Origin of the sequence: Bartonella senegalensis OS02 (assembly GCF_000312545.1) — a bacterium.
GTDB classification, from domain to species: Bacteria; Pseudomonadota; Alphaproteobacteria; order Rhizobiales; family Rhizobiaceae; genus Bartonella; species Bartonella senegalensis.
Genome location: NZ_HE997540.1, coordinates 785,403 through 803,602 on the forward strand (window position 1 = coordinate 785,403; position 18,200 = coordinate 803,602).

General features: G+C 38.8%; 15 protein-coding genes and 4 pseudogenes. 12 read left to right on the top strand and 7 right to left on the bottom strand.

Features of this window, described 5'->3' with window-relative positions:
* Positions 1-140, bottom strand: a pseudogene (locus tag BN200_RS10060) (MerR family DNA-binding transcriptional regulator); the annotation flags it as partial.
* Positions 141-1,245: 1,105 nt separating this feature from the next.
* Between BN200_RS10060 and BN200_RS10065 the strand changes: the two are divergent.
* Positions 1,246-1,440, top strand: a pseudogene (locus BN200_RS10065) (integrase); the annotation flags it as partial.
* A 1,116-nt stretch (positions 1,441-2,556) separates the two neighbouring features.
* Here the strand turns inward: BN200_RS10065 and BN200_RS03065 are convergent.
* Together BN200_RS03065 and BN200_RS03070 are read right to left on the bottom strand one after the other, a co-directional pair.
* Positions 2,557-3,795, bottom strand: a complete 1,239-nt coding sequence (locus BN200_RS03065) for a saccharopine dehydrogenase family protein (protein WP_019220979.1) — start codon at positions 3,793-3,795, stop codon at positions 2,557-2,559.
* 56 nt (positions 3,796-3,851) lie between these two features.
* Positions 3,852-4,950, bottom strand: a pseudogene (locus BN200_RS03070) (carboxynorspermidine decarboxylase).
* 167 nt (positions 4,951-5,117) lie between these two features.
* On the opposite strand from BN200_RS03070, the gene BN200_RS03075 reads away from it, so the two are divergent.
* From BN200_RS03075 to mnhG, 7 genes are all read left to right on the top strand, one after another.
* Entirely contained in the window at positions 5,118-5,603 is a 486-nt protein-coding gene (locus BN200_RS03075) for a BA14K family protein (protein WP_019220980.1), read from the top strand.
* Positions 5,604-5,814: 211 nt separating this feature from the next.
* Positions 5,815-8,736: a monovalent cation/H+ antiporter subunit A gene (locus tag BN200_RS03080; RefSeq protein WP_019220981.1), complete on the top strand. Its 2,922-nt coding sequence runs from the start codon at positions 5,815-5,817 to the stop codon at positions 8,734-8,736.
* On the top strand, positions 8,736-9,077 hold the full coding sequence (locus BN200_RS03085) for a Na+/H+ antiporter subunit C (protein ID WP_019220982.1): 342 nt from the start codon (positions 8,736-8,738) through the stop codon (positions 9,075-9,077). Before BN200_RS03080 ends, BN200_RS03085 begins: the two co-directional genes overlap by 1 nt.
* Positions 9,077-10,699: a monovalent cation/H+ antiporter subunit D gene (locus BN200_RS03090; protein ID WP_019220983.1), complete on the top strand. Its 1,623-nt coding sequence runs from the start codon at positions 9,077-9,079 to the stop codon at positions 10,697-10,699. Before BN200_RS03085 ends, BN200_RS03090 begins: the two co-directional genes overlap by 1 nt.
* Positions 10,696-11,181 carry a Na+/H+ antiporter subunit E gene (locus BN200_RS03095; RefSeq protein WP_019220984.1) on the top strand — a complete coding sequence of 162 codons (486 nt, stop codon included), beginning with the start codon at positions 10,696-10,698 and terminating at the stop codon, positions 11,179-11,181. Before BN200_RS03090 ends, BN200_RS03095 begins: the two co-directional genes overlap by 4 nt.
* Positions 11,178-11,459 carry a K+/H+ antiporter subunit F gene (locus tag BN200_RS03100; protein ID WP_019220985.1) on the top strand — a complete coding sequence of 94 codons (282 nt, stop codon included), beginning with the start codon at positions 11,178-11,180 and terminating at the stop codon, positions 11,457-11,459. Before BN200_RS03095 ends, BN200_RS03100 begins: the two co-directional genes overlap by 4 nt.
* Positions 11,456-11,854 (top strand): monovalent cation/H(+) antiporter subunit G, encoded by a 399-nt coding sequence (gene mnhG / locus BN200_RS03105; RefSeq protein WP_019220986.1) that lies wholly within the window; start codon positions 11,456-11,458, stop codon positions 11,852-11,854. Before BN200_RS03100 ends, mnhG begins: the two co-directional genes overlap by 4 nt.
* 28 nt (positions 11,855-11,882) lie before the next feature.
* Here the strand turns inward: mnhG and BN200_RS03110 are convergent, their stop codons facing one another.
* From BN200_RS03110 to BN200_RS03125, 4 genes and pseudogenes are all read right to left on the bottom strand, one after another.
* The gene (locus BN200_RS03110) at positions 11,883-12,275 is read right to left on the bottom strand and encodes an MliC family protein (RefSeq protein WP_019220987.1); all 393 of its coding nucleotides are present in this window, start codon (positions 12,273-12,275) and stop codon (positions 11,883-11,885) included.
* Between the two features lie 17 nt (positions 12,276-12,292).
* Complete coding sequence (locus tag BN200_RS03115; protein ID WP_019220988.1) at positions 12,293-12,688, bottom strand: MliC family protein; 396 nt, start codon at positions 12,686-12,688, stop codon at positions 12,293-12,295.
* 412 nt (positions 12,689-13,100) lie between these two features.
* Positions 13,101-14,234 carry a 3-dehydroquinate synthase gene (gene aroB / locus BN200_RS03120; protein ID WP_019220990.1) on the bottom strand — a complete coding sequence of 378 codons (1,134 nt, stop codon included), beginning with the start codon at positions 14,232-14,234 and terminating at the stop codon, positions 13,101-13,103.
* Positions 14,209-14,842 (bottom strand): annotated as a pseudogene (locus tag BN200_RS03125) (shikimate kinase). Before BN200_RS03125 ends, aroB begins: the two are co-directional and overlap by 26 nt.
* Before the next feature lie 119 nt (positions 14,843-14,961).
* On the opposite strand from BN200_RS03125, the gene BN200_RS09455 reads away from it, so the two are divergent.
* The 4 genes from BN200_RS09455 (at position 14,962) to BN200_RS03140 (ending at position 17,849) form a co-directional block, all read left to right on the top strand.
* Positions 14,962-15,099 (top strand): hypothetical protein, encoded by a 138-nt coding sequence (locus BN200_RS09455; RefSeq protein WP_210160879.1) that lies wholly within the window; start codon positions 14,962-14,964, stop codon positions 15,097-15,099.
* Position 15,100: 1 nt separating this feature from the next.
* Positions 15,101-16,039, top strand: coding sequence for a site-specific tyrosine recombinase XerD (locus BN200_RS03130; protein ID WP_019220993.1), 939 nt, complete (start codon positions 15,101-15,103; stop codon positions 16,037-16,039).
* Positions 16,040-16,111: 72 nt separating this feature from the next.
* Positions 16,112-17,068 carry an acetyl-CoA carboxylase carboxyltransferase subunit alpha gene (locus BN200_RS03135; protein WP_034988673.1) on the top strand — a complete coding sequence of 319 codons (957 nt, stop codon included), beginning with the start codon at positions 16,112-16,114 and terminating at the stop codon, positions 17,066-17,068.
* Between the two features lie 37 nt (positions 17,069-17,105).
* Positions 17,106-17,849 (top strand): L,D-transpeptidase family protein, encoded by a 744-nt coding sequence (locus BN200_RS03140; RefSeq protein ID WP_019220995.1) that lies wholly within the window; start codon positions 17,106-17,108, stop codon positions 17,847-17,849.
* Positions 17,850-18,200 lie beyond the last annotated feature (351 nt).

Genomic DNA, 18,200 nt, shown 5'->3' on the forward strand with positions numbered 1-18,200 from the left:
TCTTGGAAAGATCATAACGGCGGTGACCTCCTGCAGTATGCTCAGAAATAATTTTGCCTTCACATTCCCAACGGCTTAGAGTTGCTGATCGAAACACGCAAAGCTTGAACGGCCTTATCTATCCCAACAAATCTATCCATAATGAAGATTATTACACAGATATAAATAGATAAATAGATTACAAGTAAAATGTTAAAGCCCTGTCGTGTTTTTTGAAGGTGTTCATTTTGTTTTAAAAATGTGCGTGTGCTCAAGAGTGAAAGCTTCCCTTTATCTTTAGGCAAGAGATTGTATCATTTCTAAACGTTGTGAGTCCTCTTTGTTCGAAGGGGATCTGATATTTGGTTTTGAAAGCGTTTTCCAAAGACATTGTGGATTATGATAGCTAATCTTGTGGGGATTGATACGATCCTTGCCCAAAAAACTTATCCTACACGCTAATATTTGCAGTCAGCATGACAAGAGACATGTTGGCAAAAAGCAAATCAAGATTGGACTTAGAAAATTTATTGCTGTGGTGAATAACTTGGTTCAAGATTTCTGTTTTTTTCACTTTGATAATCGGAATGATATTATCCAAATATCTTCAGTTTTTTGAAGAGAATCAAAAATATAAAAATTATTGCCGTTAAAAATTCTGTTTCAATGCATAAAAAAAATGACATCTCTGTCTTTCTGCTTTCCTCAACTAAGAAAAAATTGCGGTAGAATGGTGTATATTTTTATAGAAATTGCCTTTTATCAAAGGCTTCTTTAAAAAAATTAAAGATTTCAAACGTCTATTCTGGCGATTTGATAGAAATTTTTTTCTTTTATGAGGGGCTTGGTCTTTGCTTCAATGGTTCTTCGGCTTAGAAAGTGAAGTGCATAGATATAGAGTAAAAGAAGCTTTTTAGGGATCTATGTTATGATTTTTGAAGAGGCATTAAAGATGCTTTTTGTTTTTGCGGATAGATATATTGTAGTATATTTTACCACGCAATTTGCAGTAAGCGGACAAAATATTGATTTATAATGATAAATTATTGTTTTGCATGTTGAATGAGAACTCTTAATGCCGCAAGATTCTCTCATTTCAAATCTTTCTATATTGAAACAATCACAATCATTCGCTTGCACGTTACAAGCGCGATGAGCGTGTGGATAAAAACTATTAAGATAAGGAGTCGATATGCTTTTTATGAATCGTCTTAAATGCTAAGAGCTGGTACAACATTTTGAGCTGAAAGAGTATGATAGTGCCAGCTTAACCTTCATAAGCGCAAAGAGAATGATGCACAATGGATTTACTGTTATACCTTTCACGAGCACCGTCGCGAAATGGGTTTGGGTACATTAAGAGATGTCTCTTTAAAACAAGTCTTTGAATTGGCAACTCAATGGCGTTCTGTTTTGCGGGATGAGGACCACGACCAGTTGCAGAAAAAAGAAATCATTGCGAGAAAATAGGCGCGTTTTTTCAAAATTTTTAGAGCTTATGGTGAGAAGGGTACGCAGACTTTTGTTGTAGTATCACGCCTTCCTTTCCTATTCTCAGTGGGTATTGTCTATAGATCGCCGTCAATCCGCTTTTATGGATGTAATTCAAAGAATTTTTACGCCTCATAAGGTTAAGAAAATATAAAGCTAGATTTGTTGTGTTTGGTGTTTTGCAAGGTTTTTTATAAAGAATAGGAATAGCTTTCCAATCCATTGCTGGAAAGTTTGTGATTTTATGGCGTTGTTTCCCTTAATAAAAGCTCGTATTTTTGCTGTTACTTTGTAAATCAATAATTGAGATCTAGCACAGCAGCATGTTTGAGATAAAGATCAAGGCGGTTTAGTGCTATATGGGCAGTCTTTGTATGCCAGATGGAGCACTGGTAGTTCGGTTTGTGTCATCTCTAAAAGGCAAGAAAAAGCCTCATTTGGAGAGGATATGAAGTGGTGACGATAGAAACTATTTTTCAACCTTACTCTTACCTTTTGATCCGGCTTTACCACTTTCAAAAGCATTCATGGCAACGTCTTTTAAATAATAGAGAATGCATATTATTTTACGCTTTTGTTTATCGCATTTTTTATTAATAGAATTACGCATCTTTATAAAGAGCAGAACGCCATTTGTGTTGCCAATTCACGTGCTTATTTTAAGAAACATTTTTCAATGCTCTCAAGCCTATTTCACGACGGTGCTCGTGAAGGGTATAACGGTAAATCTATTGGTTCCGCCACCTTTACGCTTATGAAGGAGTAAGTTGGCACCGTTATTCCCTTGGTTAGTACAAAATGTTGTGACAGCCTTTGGCACTTAAGACAGTTCATAAGGGGCATTTTTATTTTTTTAAGTTGTTTTTATTCACACGCCAGTCTCGCTTTTGCCGTACAAGGAAATGATTTTAAGTGATTCACTAGGAGAGGGGTTGAGATGAGAGAATCCTTATGATGTTCGAGGTTCTCATTTAAGTTGAAAAATGATAAATTAATTTATAAATCAATATCTTGTCTATTTTTCAAAAAACCGCTCTTTCTTAGAAGCGGTTTTCTGTATCTTTCGTTGGTCTATAAAGAATAAATTTAAAATTGTAATTTTCTCTCTTCTTGGTGTTCTCTTATACAGGTAGGAAGCCCCATATGATCGAGATATTTGAGAAAAGGATGCGGTGGTAGTTCTTCTATGTTAACCATGGTTTTCACATCCCATTCGCCAGTGGCAATAAGAAGAGCAGTTGCTGCTGCGGGTACACCGGCTGTGTAAGAAATAGCTTGTGCACCGGTTTCATGAAAAGCTTGTTTATGATCAGCTATATTATAGATAAACACTTCTCTTGGTTTTCCATCTTTTTCGCCTTTAATAAGGTCTCCAATACAGGTTTTTCCTGTATAATCGGGTGCTAAAGAAGAGGGATCAGGTAAGACAGCTTTTACGACTTTTAAAGGAACAACTTCTTGTCCCTCTGCTGTTTTAACCGGTTGTTCAGATAAAAGGCCTAGATTTTTCAAAACAGTAAAAACAGTAATATAACGTTCGCCAAACCCCATCCAGAAGCGGATATTTTGAACATCAAGATTTTTAGATAACGAGTGAATCTCATCATGTCCCGTCATATAGGCTTTTTGTTTTCCAACAATGGGGAGATCCCATTCATGGCTGACTTCAAACATTTGATTGGAGGCCCATTTTTTATTTTGCCATGACCATACTTGTCCTGTAAATTCGCGAAAGTTAATTTCTGGATCAAAGTTTGTGGCAAACCAACGCCCATGGTTTCCTGCATTAATATCAATGATATCAATATCTGTGATTTTGTCGAAATAATCATTGTTCGCCAATGCTGCGTAAGCATTCACGACGCCTGGATCAAATCCAGCACCTAAAATGGCAGTTATACCAGCTTTTTCACATTCTTCACGTCTCGGCCATTCATAATTACTATACCAAGGAGGTGTTTCACAAATTTTCAAAGGGTCTTCATGAATTGCGGTATCGATATAAGCACACTTTGTTTCGATACAGGCTGAGAGAACAGACATATTAAGGAAAGAAGAGCCAACATTGATAACAATTTCACATTTGGTTTTTTGGATGAGTTGCACAGTTTCTGCAACATCCATTGCATTGAGTGTATGGCTTTTGAGAATGCCTTCTACTTTCATTGCTTTTTTATTTTTAATGGATGCAACAATTGCTTCACATTTTTTGAGTGTCCGTGAAGCGATATGAATTTCACCAAAAATATCGTTGTTTTGGGCACATTTATGCGCAACAACTTGTGCAACACCTCCAGCACCAATAATGAGAACATTTTTCTTCATTTTTAGTTTATCTCCTTCATTAATATTGCCGTATGATGGTTTTTTGTCGATTTGAATTATGAAAGACTTTTTTGATAATCATTGTAACTAAATTGACGTTGAATTGTTAGAGCTCCGCTACACTCTTTAATGACAATGGCTGGCATTGTGACGCCATTAAACCAGTTCTTTTTGACCATTGTATAGCCTGCTGCATCCTGAAAAGATAATCTGTCACCTATTTTGAGAGGTTCAGGAAACTGAAATGTTCCAAAAATATCACCAGCAAGACAAGATTTTCCACAAACCATAATTTCATGGGGACCTTGATTTTGTTCTAGTTTGGCATTTTCACGATAGATTAAAAGATCAAGCATATGAGCTTCTATTGAGCTATCAACTATGGCAAGATTTTTTTTCATTATACAATGTATCAAGCACACTTACTTCTAATGTTGTGCTTTTGGTGATAGCAGCTTCTCCTGGTTCTAGAAAAATGGTGACGCCATAGGTTTTTGAAAAATGTCTTAAGCGTTCTGCAAAAGTTTCTAGAGGATAATCTTTAGCCGTGAAATGAATTCCACCTCCAAGGCTTATCCAATCAACCGCAGCAAAAAGTTCTGCAAATTTTTCTTCCATATATTTTAGCATTTTGTCGAAAAGATTAAAATCGGCATTTTCACAATTATTATGAATCATTAAGCCGTTTATAAGAGGCAAAACTTCTTTAATAGCCTTTTGGTTGGTTTCACCTAAGCGGCTAAAAGGGCGAGAGGGGTTGGCAAGATCAAAGTTTGAGGCACTGATTCCTGGATTTAATCTTAAACCTCGCTGGATGGTTTTTGTCGCGTTGGCAAAACGGTGAAGCTGTTGGATGGAATTAAAGATAATTTTATCTGCATAACTACAGGTTTCATCAATTTCATGGTCTGCCCAAGCTACTGAATAGGCATGGGTTTCTTTGCCAAATTTTTCTCTTCCTAAACGGAGTTCATAAAGGGAAGATGAGGTCGTTCCATCCATATATTGGGACATTAAATCAAAAACACCCCATGTGGCAAAGCATTTCAAGGCGAGCAAAATTTTTGCTCCCGACATTTCTCGTAAGCGAGCGATGATTTCCATATTCCTTATGAGTTTGGATTTATCGATAAGATAATAGGGAGTTCTAATCATTTTTTATCCATTTTTTGAAGGATCTTATTCTTCAGATCAACGTTTAGTACATGGAGTAGCAGAATGTCTCAAGCAAAAAGAATCGTAAAAGAAAATCTGCGTCTTGTTTGGTGCGGAAGAGAGACTCTGTAATCCAATTTTGGTTCCGTTGTTATGGGATTTGTAATATGCTTATGATGAAGAGTTTTTATTATGCTTTGATTATTGCAATTATCGGAAGTGTTTTCATAATAGTAACCAATATCATTGGTTCTGTGCAAAAAAGTTATCCTGAGATGAGGGTATCTTATCCAGCTTCCATTCAAGAAAATACGGTTCCTTTAATTGTTACAGGGCGTAGAGAACTTAATGGTTTTAAAGGTTATCGTCATTATCGACGCGGTTATCGTAAATATAGTGATGATTGGTGGTATCCTGAAATGGCATTCGTTGCATTTCCAAATCAAAATGCAAAGCATGTGCCCTTAAAAGCAAGATCAACTTCGCACAGAATGCTTTTAATTTCTTCTTTGGAAGAAAAAGAACCGTGGATGCTCAAACAACATCTTGATTCTTGTCATGCACGTTATCGTTCTTACAATGAAAGTGACAATAGCTATCAACCTTTTTATGGACCTCGTAAGCAGTGTTTTTCTCGTTTTTTTAAAGGATAGGAAATGCTTGATTTTTTAAGGGATAAAAAGTGAAAAATCTTAAAGCAGTTTGTATTTTGAGCATTTTTTCAGCTAATAGTTGTTTTGTGAAAATTTTAACCGCTTTTAAGTTTTATTAAATCTTCTTGTCGTAAATAGTAGATGGGGAGGTGTAATGAAAATTTTCATTTTGTCATAGACAAAATGTTAAAGGCAAGATGGAGCTTGGAGAATGACAACACGGGAAGCAATGTTGATATTGCTGGTTTTGCTTCCCTTTGGTGGCAGTGCTGTTATTGGCTTTTTTCGTTCGACAGCAAAAAATAATGAAGCTTGGTTTGCTGGAGGTATAGCACTTTTCAGCTTTCTTTTTACAATAATGCTTTATCCGGCGATTCGCGCAAACCGTGTGGTGCGTTTGGATATCTCTTGGCTTCCTGAATGGGGGAGTGATTTGATCTTCCGTATGGATGGGTTGGCATGGCTTTTTTGCTTACTCATTACAGGAATTGGGCTGCTTGTTGTTGTCTATGCGCGCTATTATATGGATCCGGCAGATTCTGTACCACGATTTTTTTCCTTTTTTTTGGCCTTTATGGGATCAATGACAGGAATAGTTTTGTCAGGGAATCTCGTCTTTTTGGTCGTTTTTTGGGAACTCACTAGTATTTTTTCTTTTTTGTTGATTGGCTATTGGTACCATAATGCAAGCGCGCGTGATGGTGCACGTATGGCTTTAACAATCACAGGTTTTGGTGGTTTTGCCCTTTTTATTGGCGTGTTATTGATTGGATCTATCGTTGGCAGTTTTGATTTGGATAAAGTGCTGCAATCTGGAAATCTGATTCGGTCAAGCTCTCTTTATAGTCCTATCCTTATTTGTATTTTATTGGGAGCATTAACGAAAAGTGCCCAGTTTCCATTCCACTTTTGGTTGCCTCATGCGATGGCTGCTCCAACACCTGTCTCATCTTATTTGCATTCGGCAACAATGGTGAAAGCCGGGCTGTTTCTGCTTGTTCGTTTATGGCCAGTTTTATCAGGAACAGAATCTTGGTTTTGGTTGGTTGGCTTTTCAGGACTCTCAACACTGCTGCTTGGCGCCTATTTTTCCATGTTTCAGCAAGATCTGAAAGGCTTGCTTGCTTATTCAACCATTAGTCATCTTGGATTGATTACAACGCTTTTAAGTCTTGGGAGCTCACTAGCATGTGTTGCAGCGATCTTTCATATGGCTAATCATGCTACGTTTAAAGCTTCTTTATTTATGGCTGCTGGTATTATTGATCACGAAACAGGGACGCGTGATATGCGTAAGCTGACAGGACTTTATCGCTCTATGCCTATTACAGCAACCCTCGCTTTGGTGGCGAGCGCAGCAATGGCAGGAGTTCCTTTGCTGAATGGTTTTTTATCAAAAGAAATGTTTTTTGCTGAAGCTGTTGAACAACATATGGAATCATGGCTCGATTGGATTGCACCTTATGTAGCAACACTGGCAAGCCTTTTTAGTGTGACCTATTCTATACGCTTTATTCATGGTGTCTTTTTAGGACCAAAACCTGTCGACTTACCAAAAAATCCACATGAACCACCGCATTTTATGCGTCTACCAATGGAACTTTTGGTGTTTATTTGTTTGACGGTTGGTATTATGCCTCATTTAACAATCGGACCTATTTTGGATAATGCCGTTGTCTCTGTTTTAGGGCCAATGACAATTCCCTATAGTTTAGCTGTTTGGCATGGGTTTAATACTCCCTTAATGATGAGTTTTGTGGCATTATTAGGAGGTGCATTGCTCTATGCTGTCGGGCATCGTTACTTTTTATCCTGTGATGATGGAGCGCCTTTTTTTCGTCACTTAAACGGACCGCGTATTTTTGAACGTATTCTTGTGATTCTTTCTTGGAAATGGGCGCGTGCAGTGGAAGCTGTTTTATCGACACGCCGTTTGCAGATACAGTTGCACTGGATTTTCTTGCTGTGTTTTGCATTTGTTGCTCTTTTGCTGTGGTGTGATGGTTTTATTTCAGCAGGTTCATTGCCACTTTTCCCACTTGATCTTCCTTTTCTTGCTCTTTGGTTGGTTGGCGGATTGTGCGCGCTTTTAGTTGCTTGGCAAGCAAAATTTCATCGTCTTGCATCACTCATGCTGTTGGGGGGAGCAGGGTTGATGACTTGTGCGACCTTTTTATGGCTTTCTGCACCTGATTTGGCAATAACACAATTGGTTGTTGAAGTTGTGACTGTTGTCTTGTTATTGCTTGGTTTGCGATGGTTGCCTAAACGGTTATATAATCCTGCTCCAACTCCTGTTCATTTTTTTGTACGTTTGCGCCGTATGCGTGATTTCATCATAGCACTCTTGGGAGGTGGTGGTGTTGCATGGCTCTCCTTTGTGGTGATGACACGCCCTCAAGGTCAGACCGTTTCTGATTTTTTTCTAACAAGTGCTTATTCGAATGCTGGTGGTCGTAATGTTGTCAATGTGTTGTTAGTTGATTTCCGTGGTTTTGATACTATGGGAGAAATTGTCGTTTTGGGTGTTGTTTCCCTCACTGTCTTTGCTCTTTTGCGACGGTTTCGTCCTGCTCCTGAAAGTATAGATGCACCTTTTCAACAACGTATTCAGAAAGCTTTTGATATGGCACAGTCTGATCAAAATGTGGGAGATACAGTATTCAATTATCTCACTGTGCCAGTTGTTATTATGGGGTGGCTCTTTCCCATTATTATCGCTTTTTCAGTTTATTTATTTATACGGGGGCATAATCTTCCAGGAGGGGGATTTGTCGGTGGTGTGACTTTAGCGATAGGATTTATTTTACAATATCTTGCCCGTGATATTCGTTGGGTGGAAAACCATTTGAAGGTTTTGCCTTTACGTTGGATAGGATTTGGCTTGTCGTTGTCAGTTTTAACGGGAATGGGGGCTTTGCTCTTTGGGTATCCTTTTTTAACCTCCTTTTTTCAAGATACGCATCTGCCACTGATTGGAAACATTCCTGTATCCTCTGCTTTTTTATTTGATTTGGGTGTGTTTTCTCTTGTGTTGGGAGCTACAGTTCTCATTTTAATTGCGCTTGCACACCAGTCAATTCGTAGTTACCGAATCGGTAAGAAACCTCTTTTGAAAGAGAAGGAAAATTAATGGAAATTATTCTTTCTTTAGGCATTGGTGTTCTCGTTGGATCAGGAATTTGGCTTGTTTTGCGTCCACGAACTTTTCAAGTCATTCTTGGTTTGTCTTTGATCTCTTATGGTGTCAATCTTTTCATATTTTCAATGAGTAGACCACGTAGTAATGCTGCGCCAATTGTTGATCCTACCACTGTTATCAATCCAGCTAATTATGTCGATCCTCTCCCTCAAGCTTTGGTTTTAACTGCGATTGTTATTGGTTTTGCAACCACAGCTTTATTTTTGGTTATCCTTCTGGTTTCACGCGGTTTAACGGGTTCAGATCACGTTGATGGACGTGAGGTGCAGTGATGAAAATTGGAGTAAATCATCTCATTATTTTACCTATTCTTTTGCCGTTAATTACTGGAGCACTTCTTCTTTTTTGCGATGAACGTCGTTCAAAATTGAAATCATTGATCAGCATTTCTTCTGCCGGATTATTGGTTGTTCTTGCTGTTTTATTGATACTCCATGCTCTGGAAGTTGCACCAGCTGCGGATGTTTATCGGCTTGGCAATTGGCCTTCTCCCTTTGGAATTGTCTTGGTCCTTGATCGATTAAGTTCTATGATGCTGTTACTTTCTAGTTTGTTGATCACTGCTGCATTAGTTTTTGCACAAGCGCATTGGTATAAAGCTGGTCCTCACTTTCAGTCACTCATGCAATTTTTCATGGTTGGAATAAACGGCGCTTTTTTGACAGGTGATTTGTTTAATTTATTTGTGTTTTTTGAAGTGATGTTAACGGCTTCTTATGGTCTTGCGTTGCATGGCTCTGGTCCTTTACGTGTACGTGCAGGATTGCATTATGTCGTTGTTAATCTTATTGCTTCTTTGTTGTTTCTCATTGGTACCGCACTCATTTATGGAATCGTTGGTACCCTTAATATGGCCGATTTGGCTGTAAAAATGAAACATATAGCTTCTGCTGATATTGTTTTATTTGAAATAGGTGCGGCGCTTTTGGGGGTTGCTTTCTTGCTTAAAGCCGGTATGTGGCCACTTAATTTTTGGTTGATGCCAACTTACAGTGCGGCAGCAGCGCCCGTTGGAGCTTCTTTTGCACTTTTAAGCAAGGTAGGTATTTATATTATTTTACGTTTAACATTGTTGTGGTTTGGTCCTGAAAGTGAATATCTGAGCCACTTTGGTCAAACCGTTTTATTTTATGGCGGACTTGCAACTATGGCTTTTGGCTTTATTGGAGTCTTGGCCAGCCAAGTTTTGGTACGTTTGGCCGCTTATAGCGTTCTTGTCTCTTCTGGTACTTTGTTAGCAACTATTGGGATCGGCAGTACAGCACTCACAGCAGGTGCACTCTTTTACATTGTTTCTTCAACTTTAGCACTTGGCGCTTTTTTTCTTCTGGTGGAGCTCGTTGAACGTTGTCAAGATGTCGCTGCCAATGTTTTAACTGTCACCATGGAAGTTTATGGTGACGATGAAGAAGAGGAAGAAGATGAAGTTGGTACTTATTTGCCGTTAACTTTGGCCATTCTCGGGGGGTGTTTTTGTGTCTGTGCTCTTTTAATTATTGGGTTGCCGCCTTTTTCCGGTTTCGTAGCTAAATTTATGATGTTTATGGCAATTTTAAACCACACTAAGGGAGATTTATCTGTTTTTCTACCTGCTTATCAGGATTGGCTTTTTGTAATTTTTGTTACCATCTCCGGTTTTGCAGCTTTGATTGCTCTGACAAGAACAGGTATTCGAACTTTTTGGGTATCTCATGAAGGCATAATTCCGCGTGTGCAGGTGATCGAATTTGCACCTATTGCCGTTCTCCTTACTTTATGTTTTCTTATAACAATTCTAGCTGGTCCTGTTAGCCACTATATGTCTGAAACTGCTAAGACTTTGTATGAACCCCAGAACTATATTAGGAGCGTTTTAGATGATTTTTCTCTCAAAAATAGGGAGATAAATCGATGAAATATTTTTGTCTTTTTCCTGTTTTTAGTGCAGTCATTGTTTTTATGTGGCTGATTTTAAATGGTTTTAGTTTAGGTCAATTGCTTTTAGGTATTATAATTGCTTTATTTGGTGGTTGGATGATGCGGCTTCTTGCACTGGAAAAGACCACTATTAAAAGTTGGAGTGCGGTCTTTCGTCTGATTTTTCGCGTATTTATTGATTCTATAATTTCAAATATTGCTGTCGCTTGGTTTATTGTAACAAAAAAGTTCCGAGAACAACAATCAGGTTTTATTGTTGTGCCTCTTTCGCTTGAGGGCCGTACTGCTTTGGCTCTTTTAGCTTGCATCCTTTCGGTCACTCCAGGAACTTTTTGGATTGCCTATAATAGAAAAAATGGTGAACTTTTACTTCATGTCTTAAATTTAAAAAATGGATATGATTACCAACGGTTGATTAAACAACGCTATGAGCAATTACTTTTGGAGATTTTCTCATGAGTATGGTGATTCTTTATTGGGGGATTTTTCTTTCGCAGTTTTTTTTAAGTTTAGCGATGATTTTTGCATTGTTTCGGTTGATTCGTGGTCCACGGGCGCAGGATCGTGTTGTTGGTTTAGATGCTCTTTATATAACCACTATCCTTTTGTTTCTTACCTTCGATATTCGTTCAGGAACAACCATCTATTTTGTAGCAGCTCTTATTATTGCTCTTTTAGGTCCTGTCTCAAGTATTGCTTTGGCAAAATTTTTAATGCGCGGGGAAGTTATTGAATGAAGGATGAAGTATCGCTGACAGTTGCTCTTGTTATCACTCTTTTCTTAATATTAGGATCTGGACTGACACTGATTGGAACAATAGGTTTGGTACGTTTTTCCAGTTTTTACGAGCGTTTACATATGCTTTCATTGGCTACAAGCTGGGGTGTTTGGAGCATTCTCATTGCCTCATTTCTTTATTCAATTCTTGTAGATCACTGTTTTGTTTTTCATGAAATACTGCTGATGCTTTTTTTGTTTCTAACAACACCTGTTGCTTCTATGCTGCTCTCACAAGCAGCGGCTTATCGACATCATTCAGAAGATCAATCGGAAAAGCCGCTGTCTCTCTTATTGCATCAAACGCAAGGAAAGTTGTCCAAATCAGAGAAAACATCATGCGATGAAAGATAGCGGTTTTTGAAGTGGAACAGCCTTAATTCTACTCTGTGCTTTTTTCTTCCACACAGTGGATGGGCTTTTCTTCTTTAGGATCATTCATGAGATCATAAAGGACAACTCCATTTTTGGTTGTCCACCAAATATATTCGCCTCCTACATATTTTGCTCCAGAAGCAGCAATGACATTGGAACCAATAATGCGCTTATCTTCCCATTTTAAATCAACCAGCGCAATGGTACCAGCATTGTGATAGGTTGCTTCAACACGCTCTTTATTTGTTCCCATAGCGCATTGATAGGTAATAGTTTCAGTTGTTGGTTCTGGATCATCTGGAACCTCAATGACTAAAGAACCAGCAAAAGAATTGATTGAACCGAAGAATGATAAACTTAAAGCTATGAAAAATCGTACAATAAAAAGTTGTTTTTTCATGATATTTCCTTAGTTATTTAGAATAATAAGGTTGATTCATCTATACAGAGGATAGGTTTTTTTTCCTCGGGATCTTGCACAAGATCATAAAGGGTGACCTCGTTATTTTTCTTCCACCATATATACTGACCTCCCGCATATTTTATTCCTGTATTAGAAATGATCTTGGTGGCAATAACGCGATCACTGTTCCATATGAAATCAACCAACGAAATATTGTCCGCATTGAGATAGATTGCTTCAACACGTTTTTTATGGGTTCCGACCTTACACTCATAGGCAATGGTCTGAGTTGTTGTTTCTACATCCTCTGGAACTTCAATGATTAAAGAAGCAGCTAAGGTGTTGCTTGCGCTGAAGAGTGATAAGTTTAAAGCGGCGAAAAATCCTAAAATGTGTAAAGTTTTTCTCATAATGCTTCCTTATTGAGCAGAAAGAATAATTTGACTGATACGATGGTGTCTACGGCAGGATTCGAACCTGCGGCCCCAGGATTCATACCACTTCGATTTTCATCGCCAGCTTTATAGGCTGTTTGTGGTCTGGACTGTCTCTTCACCTTGGAGCTTATGCTCTTTAGGTGCTGCCCGTTCAGTCTCTACACCTTCCTCTCTTTTCAAGAGAGGTTTGGCTCGGGATTGGCATATAGTCTTCCTCTCCTATGAAGCTTTCCCCGAATTTGAGCAGATCCACTTTGAGGATTTCTCCTTAAGGTGCCCAATTTCTTTAGGAATCCTGTGCTCTATCCTACTGAGCTACGCAGACATCATCGTACTTACTCTTTTAATAGAAGTATAAAAACGAATCAATTATATTCAATATGAATTAACTGATTTCCGCTAATTTTTGTTCCAGAAAAGTTAAAACTGCTTCTGGGAGAACATTTTTTGCAACAAATGATTGACCAATTCCGCGTGTTAAGATGAAGGTTAAATTATTTTGCGAGACTTTTTTATCTTGGGCAATAAAAGTCATCAATGTTTCAGCATTTGGTAATTTTCCTGCGATATCTTTTAGCTGTGTAGGTAGTCCCATAGCTTTAAAATGTGTTTCAATGCGTTGTATGAGTGCTGGATTTATTAAATTGAGTTGAGCAGAGAATTGGTGCGCTAGAATCATCCCAATGGCTACAGCTTCGCCATGGATTAAGCGGTTTGGGTCATAAGCGGTTGCTGTTTCAAGCATGTGTCCAAATGTATGACCAAGATTTAAGAGTGCGCGTTCCCCTGTTTCGTATTCATCACGTGCTACAATATCGGCTTTAAATTGGCATGAATGAACAATGGCTTGTATTCGTGTTGGGCCGTTGGAAAAAACTTTTTGTCCGTTTTTTTCGAGCCATTCAAAGAAATCAGGCTGGTTAATGAGACCATATTTGACCATTTCCGCGTAACCAGCGCGAAATTCACGTGGTGGCAGTGTATCAAGAAGACAGGTGTCAGAAATAACGCATTGCGGTTGATAAAAAGTACCAATAAGATTTTTACCGTGTTGGCTATTGATGCCCGTTTTTCCACCAACAGAGGAGTCAATTTGTGCAAGCAGTGTTGTGGGCATCTGAATAAAGTTCATTCCACGGCGTATAATACTTGCGGCAAATCCCGCCAAGTCACCAATCACACCACCTCCAAAAGCAATAACGCAATCGCCTCTTTCTAAACGTGCAGTAAGAATTTTATCAATGATAGTTTGCAGCGTTGAAAATGATTTTGATTGTTCTCCTGCTTCGACAATAATTGGAACAGTATGAATTTTATTTTTTGTGAGTTCTTCCTGCAATGTCTCTAAATGGAGAGATGCGACATTCGTATCTGTAATAATTGCCAAACGCATTTGATGAAAATTTTTTCTGTGAAGAGAATTCTTAATCTGCAAAGCAGCTGTTGCAACCAAGCCTGGACCAATGAGGATATTGTAACAGTGTTTATCCACTTTAACAGTGACGATTTTGGTTTGCATGCTGGTTAATTCCTATGGTTATTTTCTGTTTCGAGGTAGTGTTGTACAGACCTTATGACATTTTTTGCTACGGTTTGGCGGCTTTCCTTATGACTGTTAATTGTTAAGTTTGCTTTTGCATAGATAGGATAGCGTTGTTCCATGAGCTTTTGCATGGTTTCTTTAGGACTTGCTGTTTGAAGAAGTGGTCGTGTTTTGCGCTTTGAGACACGTTGCATAAGAATATCAAGATCGACTTTAAGCCATATCGCTATACCATTTTGATGAATGGCTTGTCGGATATCGTCATTTATGTAGGCACCCCCACCTGTTGCTAAAACAAGAGGTCTGTTTTTAAGGAGATTGAGAATAACACGTTGTTCAAGAGCGCGGAATTCTGATTCACCATAAACTTTAAAGAGTTCAGTGATAGTCATTTGTGCAGCTTTTTCAATTTCTTGATCGGAATCATAGAAGGGCAAACAGAGCATGGTGGCAACGCGTTTTCCGATCACTGATTTGCCTGCACCCATAAGACCAATAAGTACGAGCGCTCGTTTATCAAGAGATGATAAAAGTTGATTTTTTATTTGGGTTATCGGAATATGTTTTGGTCGGTTACTTTTCATGGTTTTATTTCGGCATTTATCCGCCTTAAAGTCAATTCCTGTTAATCTTTATGAGGCATGATAAGCGATAAAGTATTTTTGGATAGTATTGTCTTATGCCAACATTGACCAGATGTTTTATGATTATTTTCATTTTGCTTGTTGTTTTTTTCAGTGTAATGGTTGCTCTCGTGGTTTGGGTTGAGCCGATAACTGTAGATATGTATGTCGATGTCCCTTTGGATTCATGGAATCTTTCTGCAAAAGCGAATCAATAAAATGAAAAGTAATGCTGTGATAGATCATTTTCTTGAGATGATGAGTGCTGAGCGAGGGGCTTGTGAGCATACGCTTGCCGCTTATCAACATGATTTGCAGTGGGCACAAGAGGAATTGTCTTCGCACTCTGTTTCGCTTTTTTCAGCGCAAAGAGAAGATTTAATTGGTCTTTTGTCGCTTATGTATACTCTTGGTTTTGCAGCGTCTTCGCAAGCACGTCGTTTATCGACTTTACGTCAGTTTTATCAATTTCTTTATGCTGAAGGATTGAGAGCAGATGATCCGTCTCATAATATTGAGGCACCGCGTCAGGGGCGTCCTTTGCCTAAAGTTATCAGTGAGGATGTGGTGGCGAAATTGCTCGATTTGGCGCAGTTGGAAGTCAATCAGGAAGATTATGGGTCTAAAGGTCACTTGCGCGCATTGCGTTTACAGTTGTTGATTGAAATGCTTTATGCAACAGGGCTTCGTATCAGTGAGTTGGTGAGCCTTCCAGTGCAGGCTGTCCGCGGAAAAGATTACAGTATTTTGGTTCGGGGTAAGGGCAAAAAAGAACGAATGGTGCTGTTATCAAAAAAAGCATGTCAAGTTCTTTCTCAGTGGTTAAACTTGCGTGATCAGGGAAAATATGCTGAGAGTGTTTATCTTTTTCCTGCGCGTTCAGAGACAGGGTATATTGCGCGTCAAGTCGTTGCACGGGAGTTGAAAAGTCTCGCTAAAAGAGCAGGCATAAAAAGTGATGATTTTTCGCCCCATGTTTTGCGTCATGCTTTTGCTAGTCATCTTTTGCAGAATGGTGCTGATTTGCGTGCCGTTCAGCATTTGTTAGGCCACTCTGATATTGCAACCACTCAGATTTACACACATGTGTTGGAAGAAGGACTCTCTCGTTTAGTCAATGAACATCATCCCCTTGCCGATGAGCAGAATGCTAGGTAAAGAGGATGTTTTTGAAAATACTTTATAAAGCGAATTATAAGTGTATAACTTACACTAAATAAGTTGGATGCAATGTATAATTATCTTGATTTTGAAAAACCGGTTGCTGATCTCGATGGGAAAATTCTTGAATTAAAAAAGATTTCTCAGGAAGAAGGCAGTCTTGATATGAGTGATGAGATTGCGCGTCTTGAAATGCGCTCTAAAAACGCATTGCGCGATATTTATAAAAAATTATCGCCTTGGCAAAAAACGCAAGTGGCTCGTCATCCTGACCGTCCCCATTTTATGGACTATTCTGCACGGTTGCTCAGTGATGTTACGCCTTTGGCGGGAGACCGCAAGTTTGCCGAAGATGAGGCTATCCAAGCCGGATTTGCTCGTTTTAAAGGACAAGCAGTCGCTTATATAGGGCAAGAGAAAGGTCATGATACGCAAACACGTTTGCGCTATAATTTTGGTTCTGCTCGTCCAGAAGGATATCGCAAAGCTGTACGTATTATGGAAATGGCTGACCGTTTTGGTTTGCCTTTACTCACTTTTGTCGATACAGCAGGGGCCTATCCTGGTGTTAGTGCTGAAGAGCGTGGTCAAGCAGAAGCGATTGCCCAATCAACAGCAGCAACTTTGCGTTTAAAAGTTCCTGTCGTTTCCGTTGTTATTGGAGAAGGCGGTTCTGGGGGGGCAATAGCAATTGCTGCCGCCAACAAAGTTTATATGTTAGAGCATGCAATTTACTCTGTTATTTCTCCAGAAGGAGCGGCTTCTATTTTATGGCGTGATCCAACCCGTGCGAAAGATGCGGCAATGAATATGCGTATTACTGCGCAAGATCTCTTTCAGTTAAAGATTATTGATGGCATTATTTCAGAGCCTTTAGGAGGAGCTCATAGAGGGAAAGAAAATGTAATTGATGCAACGGGCGATGTTATTTCTTCCGCTTTAGAAGCTATGGCTGGCAAAGAGGGGGACGTTCTTAAAAAAGAACGTTGGGAAAAATATCTCCAAATTGGTCGCTCTCTAGCATAACTTGTTCTTGTGAGGGGATGGATTGGAGTTTTATTCGATGACATTCAAAAGATTCCTCCCAGTATGTGTTCTGTTTGCAACTGGAATATTAACAGCATGTGAGGGAAGATTACCAGCTTCTATTCGTGCTAAAGTTGAACAGCCGCTTCCACGAGAAGTTCAAAATAGAATGCTTTTGTATAATGTTGATCCTTATGCGCCGATTATGATGCGGTTTTTTAAGGAAGAAAATATTGCCGAAATTTGGAAACAATCCCGTTCTGGACCTTTTGTGCTGATAGCCCGATATGGCATTTGTAAATGGTCAGGTCAGCTTGGACCTAAATATAAGGAAGGGGATCTTCAGACACCAGAAGGCTTTTATACTATTAGCGCAAATCAAATGAATCCTTATTCGAAATATTATCTTTCCTTTAACATAGGATTTCCTAACCTTTATGATCAAGCCCATGGTCGCACAGGGCGCAATCTTATGGTGCACGGTTCTTGCTTTTCTGCTGGGTGTTATTCCATGAGCGATAAAAATATGGCACAGATTTACGCTTTTGCACGGGATGCTTTTAGAGGTGGGCAGAGAGAATTTCAGTTGCAGGCTTTTCCTTTCCGCATGACTGATGCTAATATGGCACGTCATAGCTCTGATCCCCATTATCAATTCTGGATGATGCTTAAGGAAGGTTATGATCTCTTTGAGAAGAATCGTAAGCCTCCGACGGTTGAGGTTTATGAAAAACGTTATGTTTTTAATATTGATGAAACTGTAGTCTCTCTAAAACCATGAGTCCTACTTTATCGTAAAAGAGAGACCTTTTTGCCTCTTTCAGAATGTTTTGTTCTTCTTTAACAGAAGAAGACGTTGCACTTTTGCTGGTTTTTAAAACTATAGAACGATTAAAGTACAGATCAGGAGTTCCATAAAACAAGCTTTTTATCAAATTATAAGAAGAACTATCTCAAGAATTTAAGTTTATTGAAAAAGTAATATTTTTATAAGGGCATTCGTCATTGTTATGTATTGTTTTTTCGTTGTGACACGAAGAAGCAAGAAGAGTGCTGTTATATTTCTTCAACCGTTTTTTCTTGTCTCTGAAGTATAATCTTTATTAGGAATAACTTATGTATTTTCGAACCT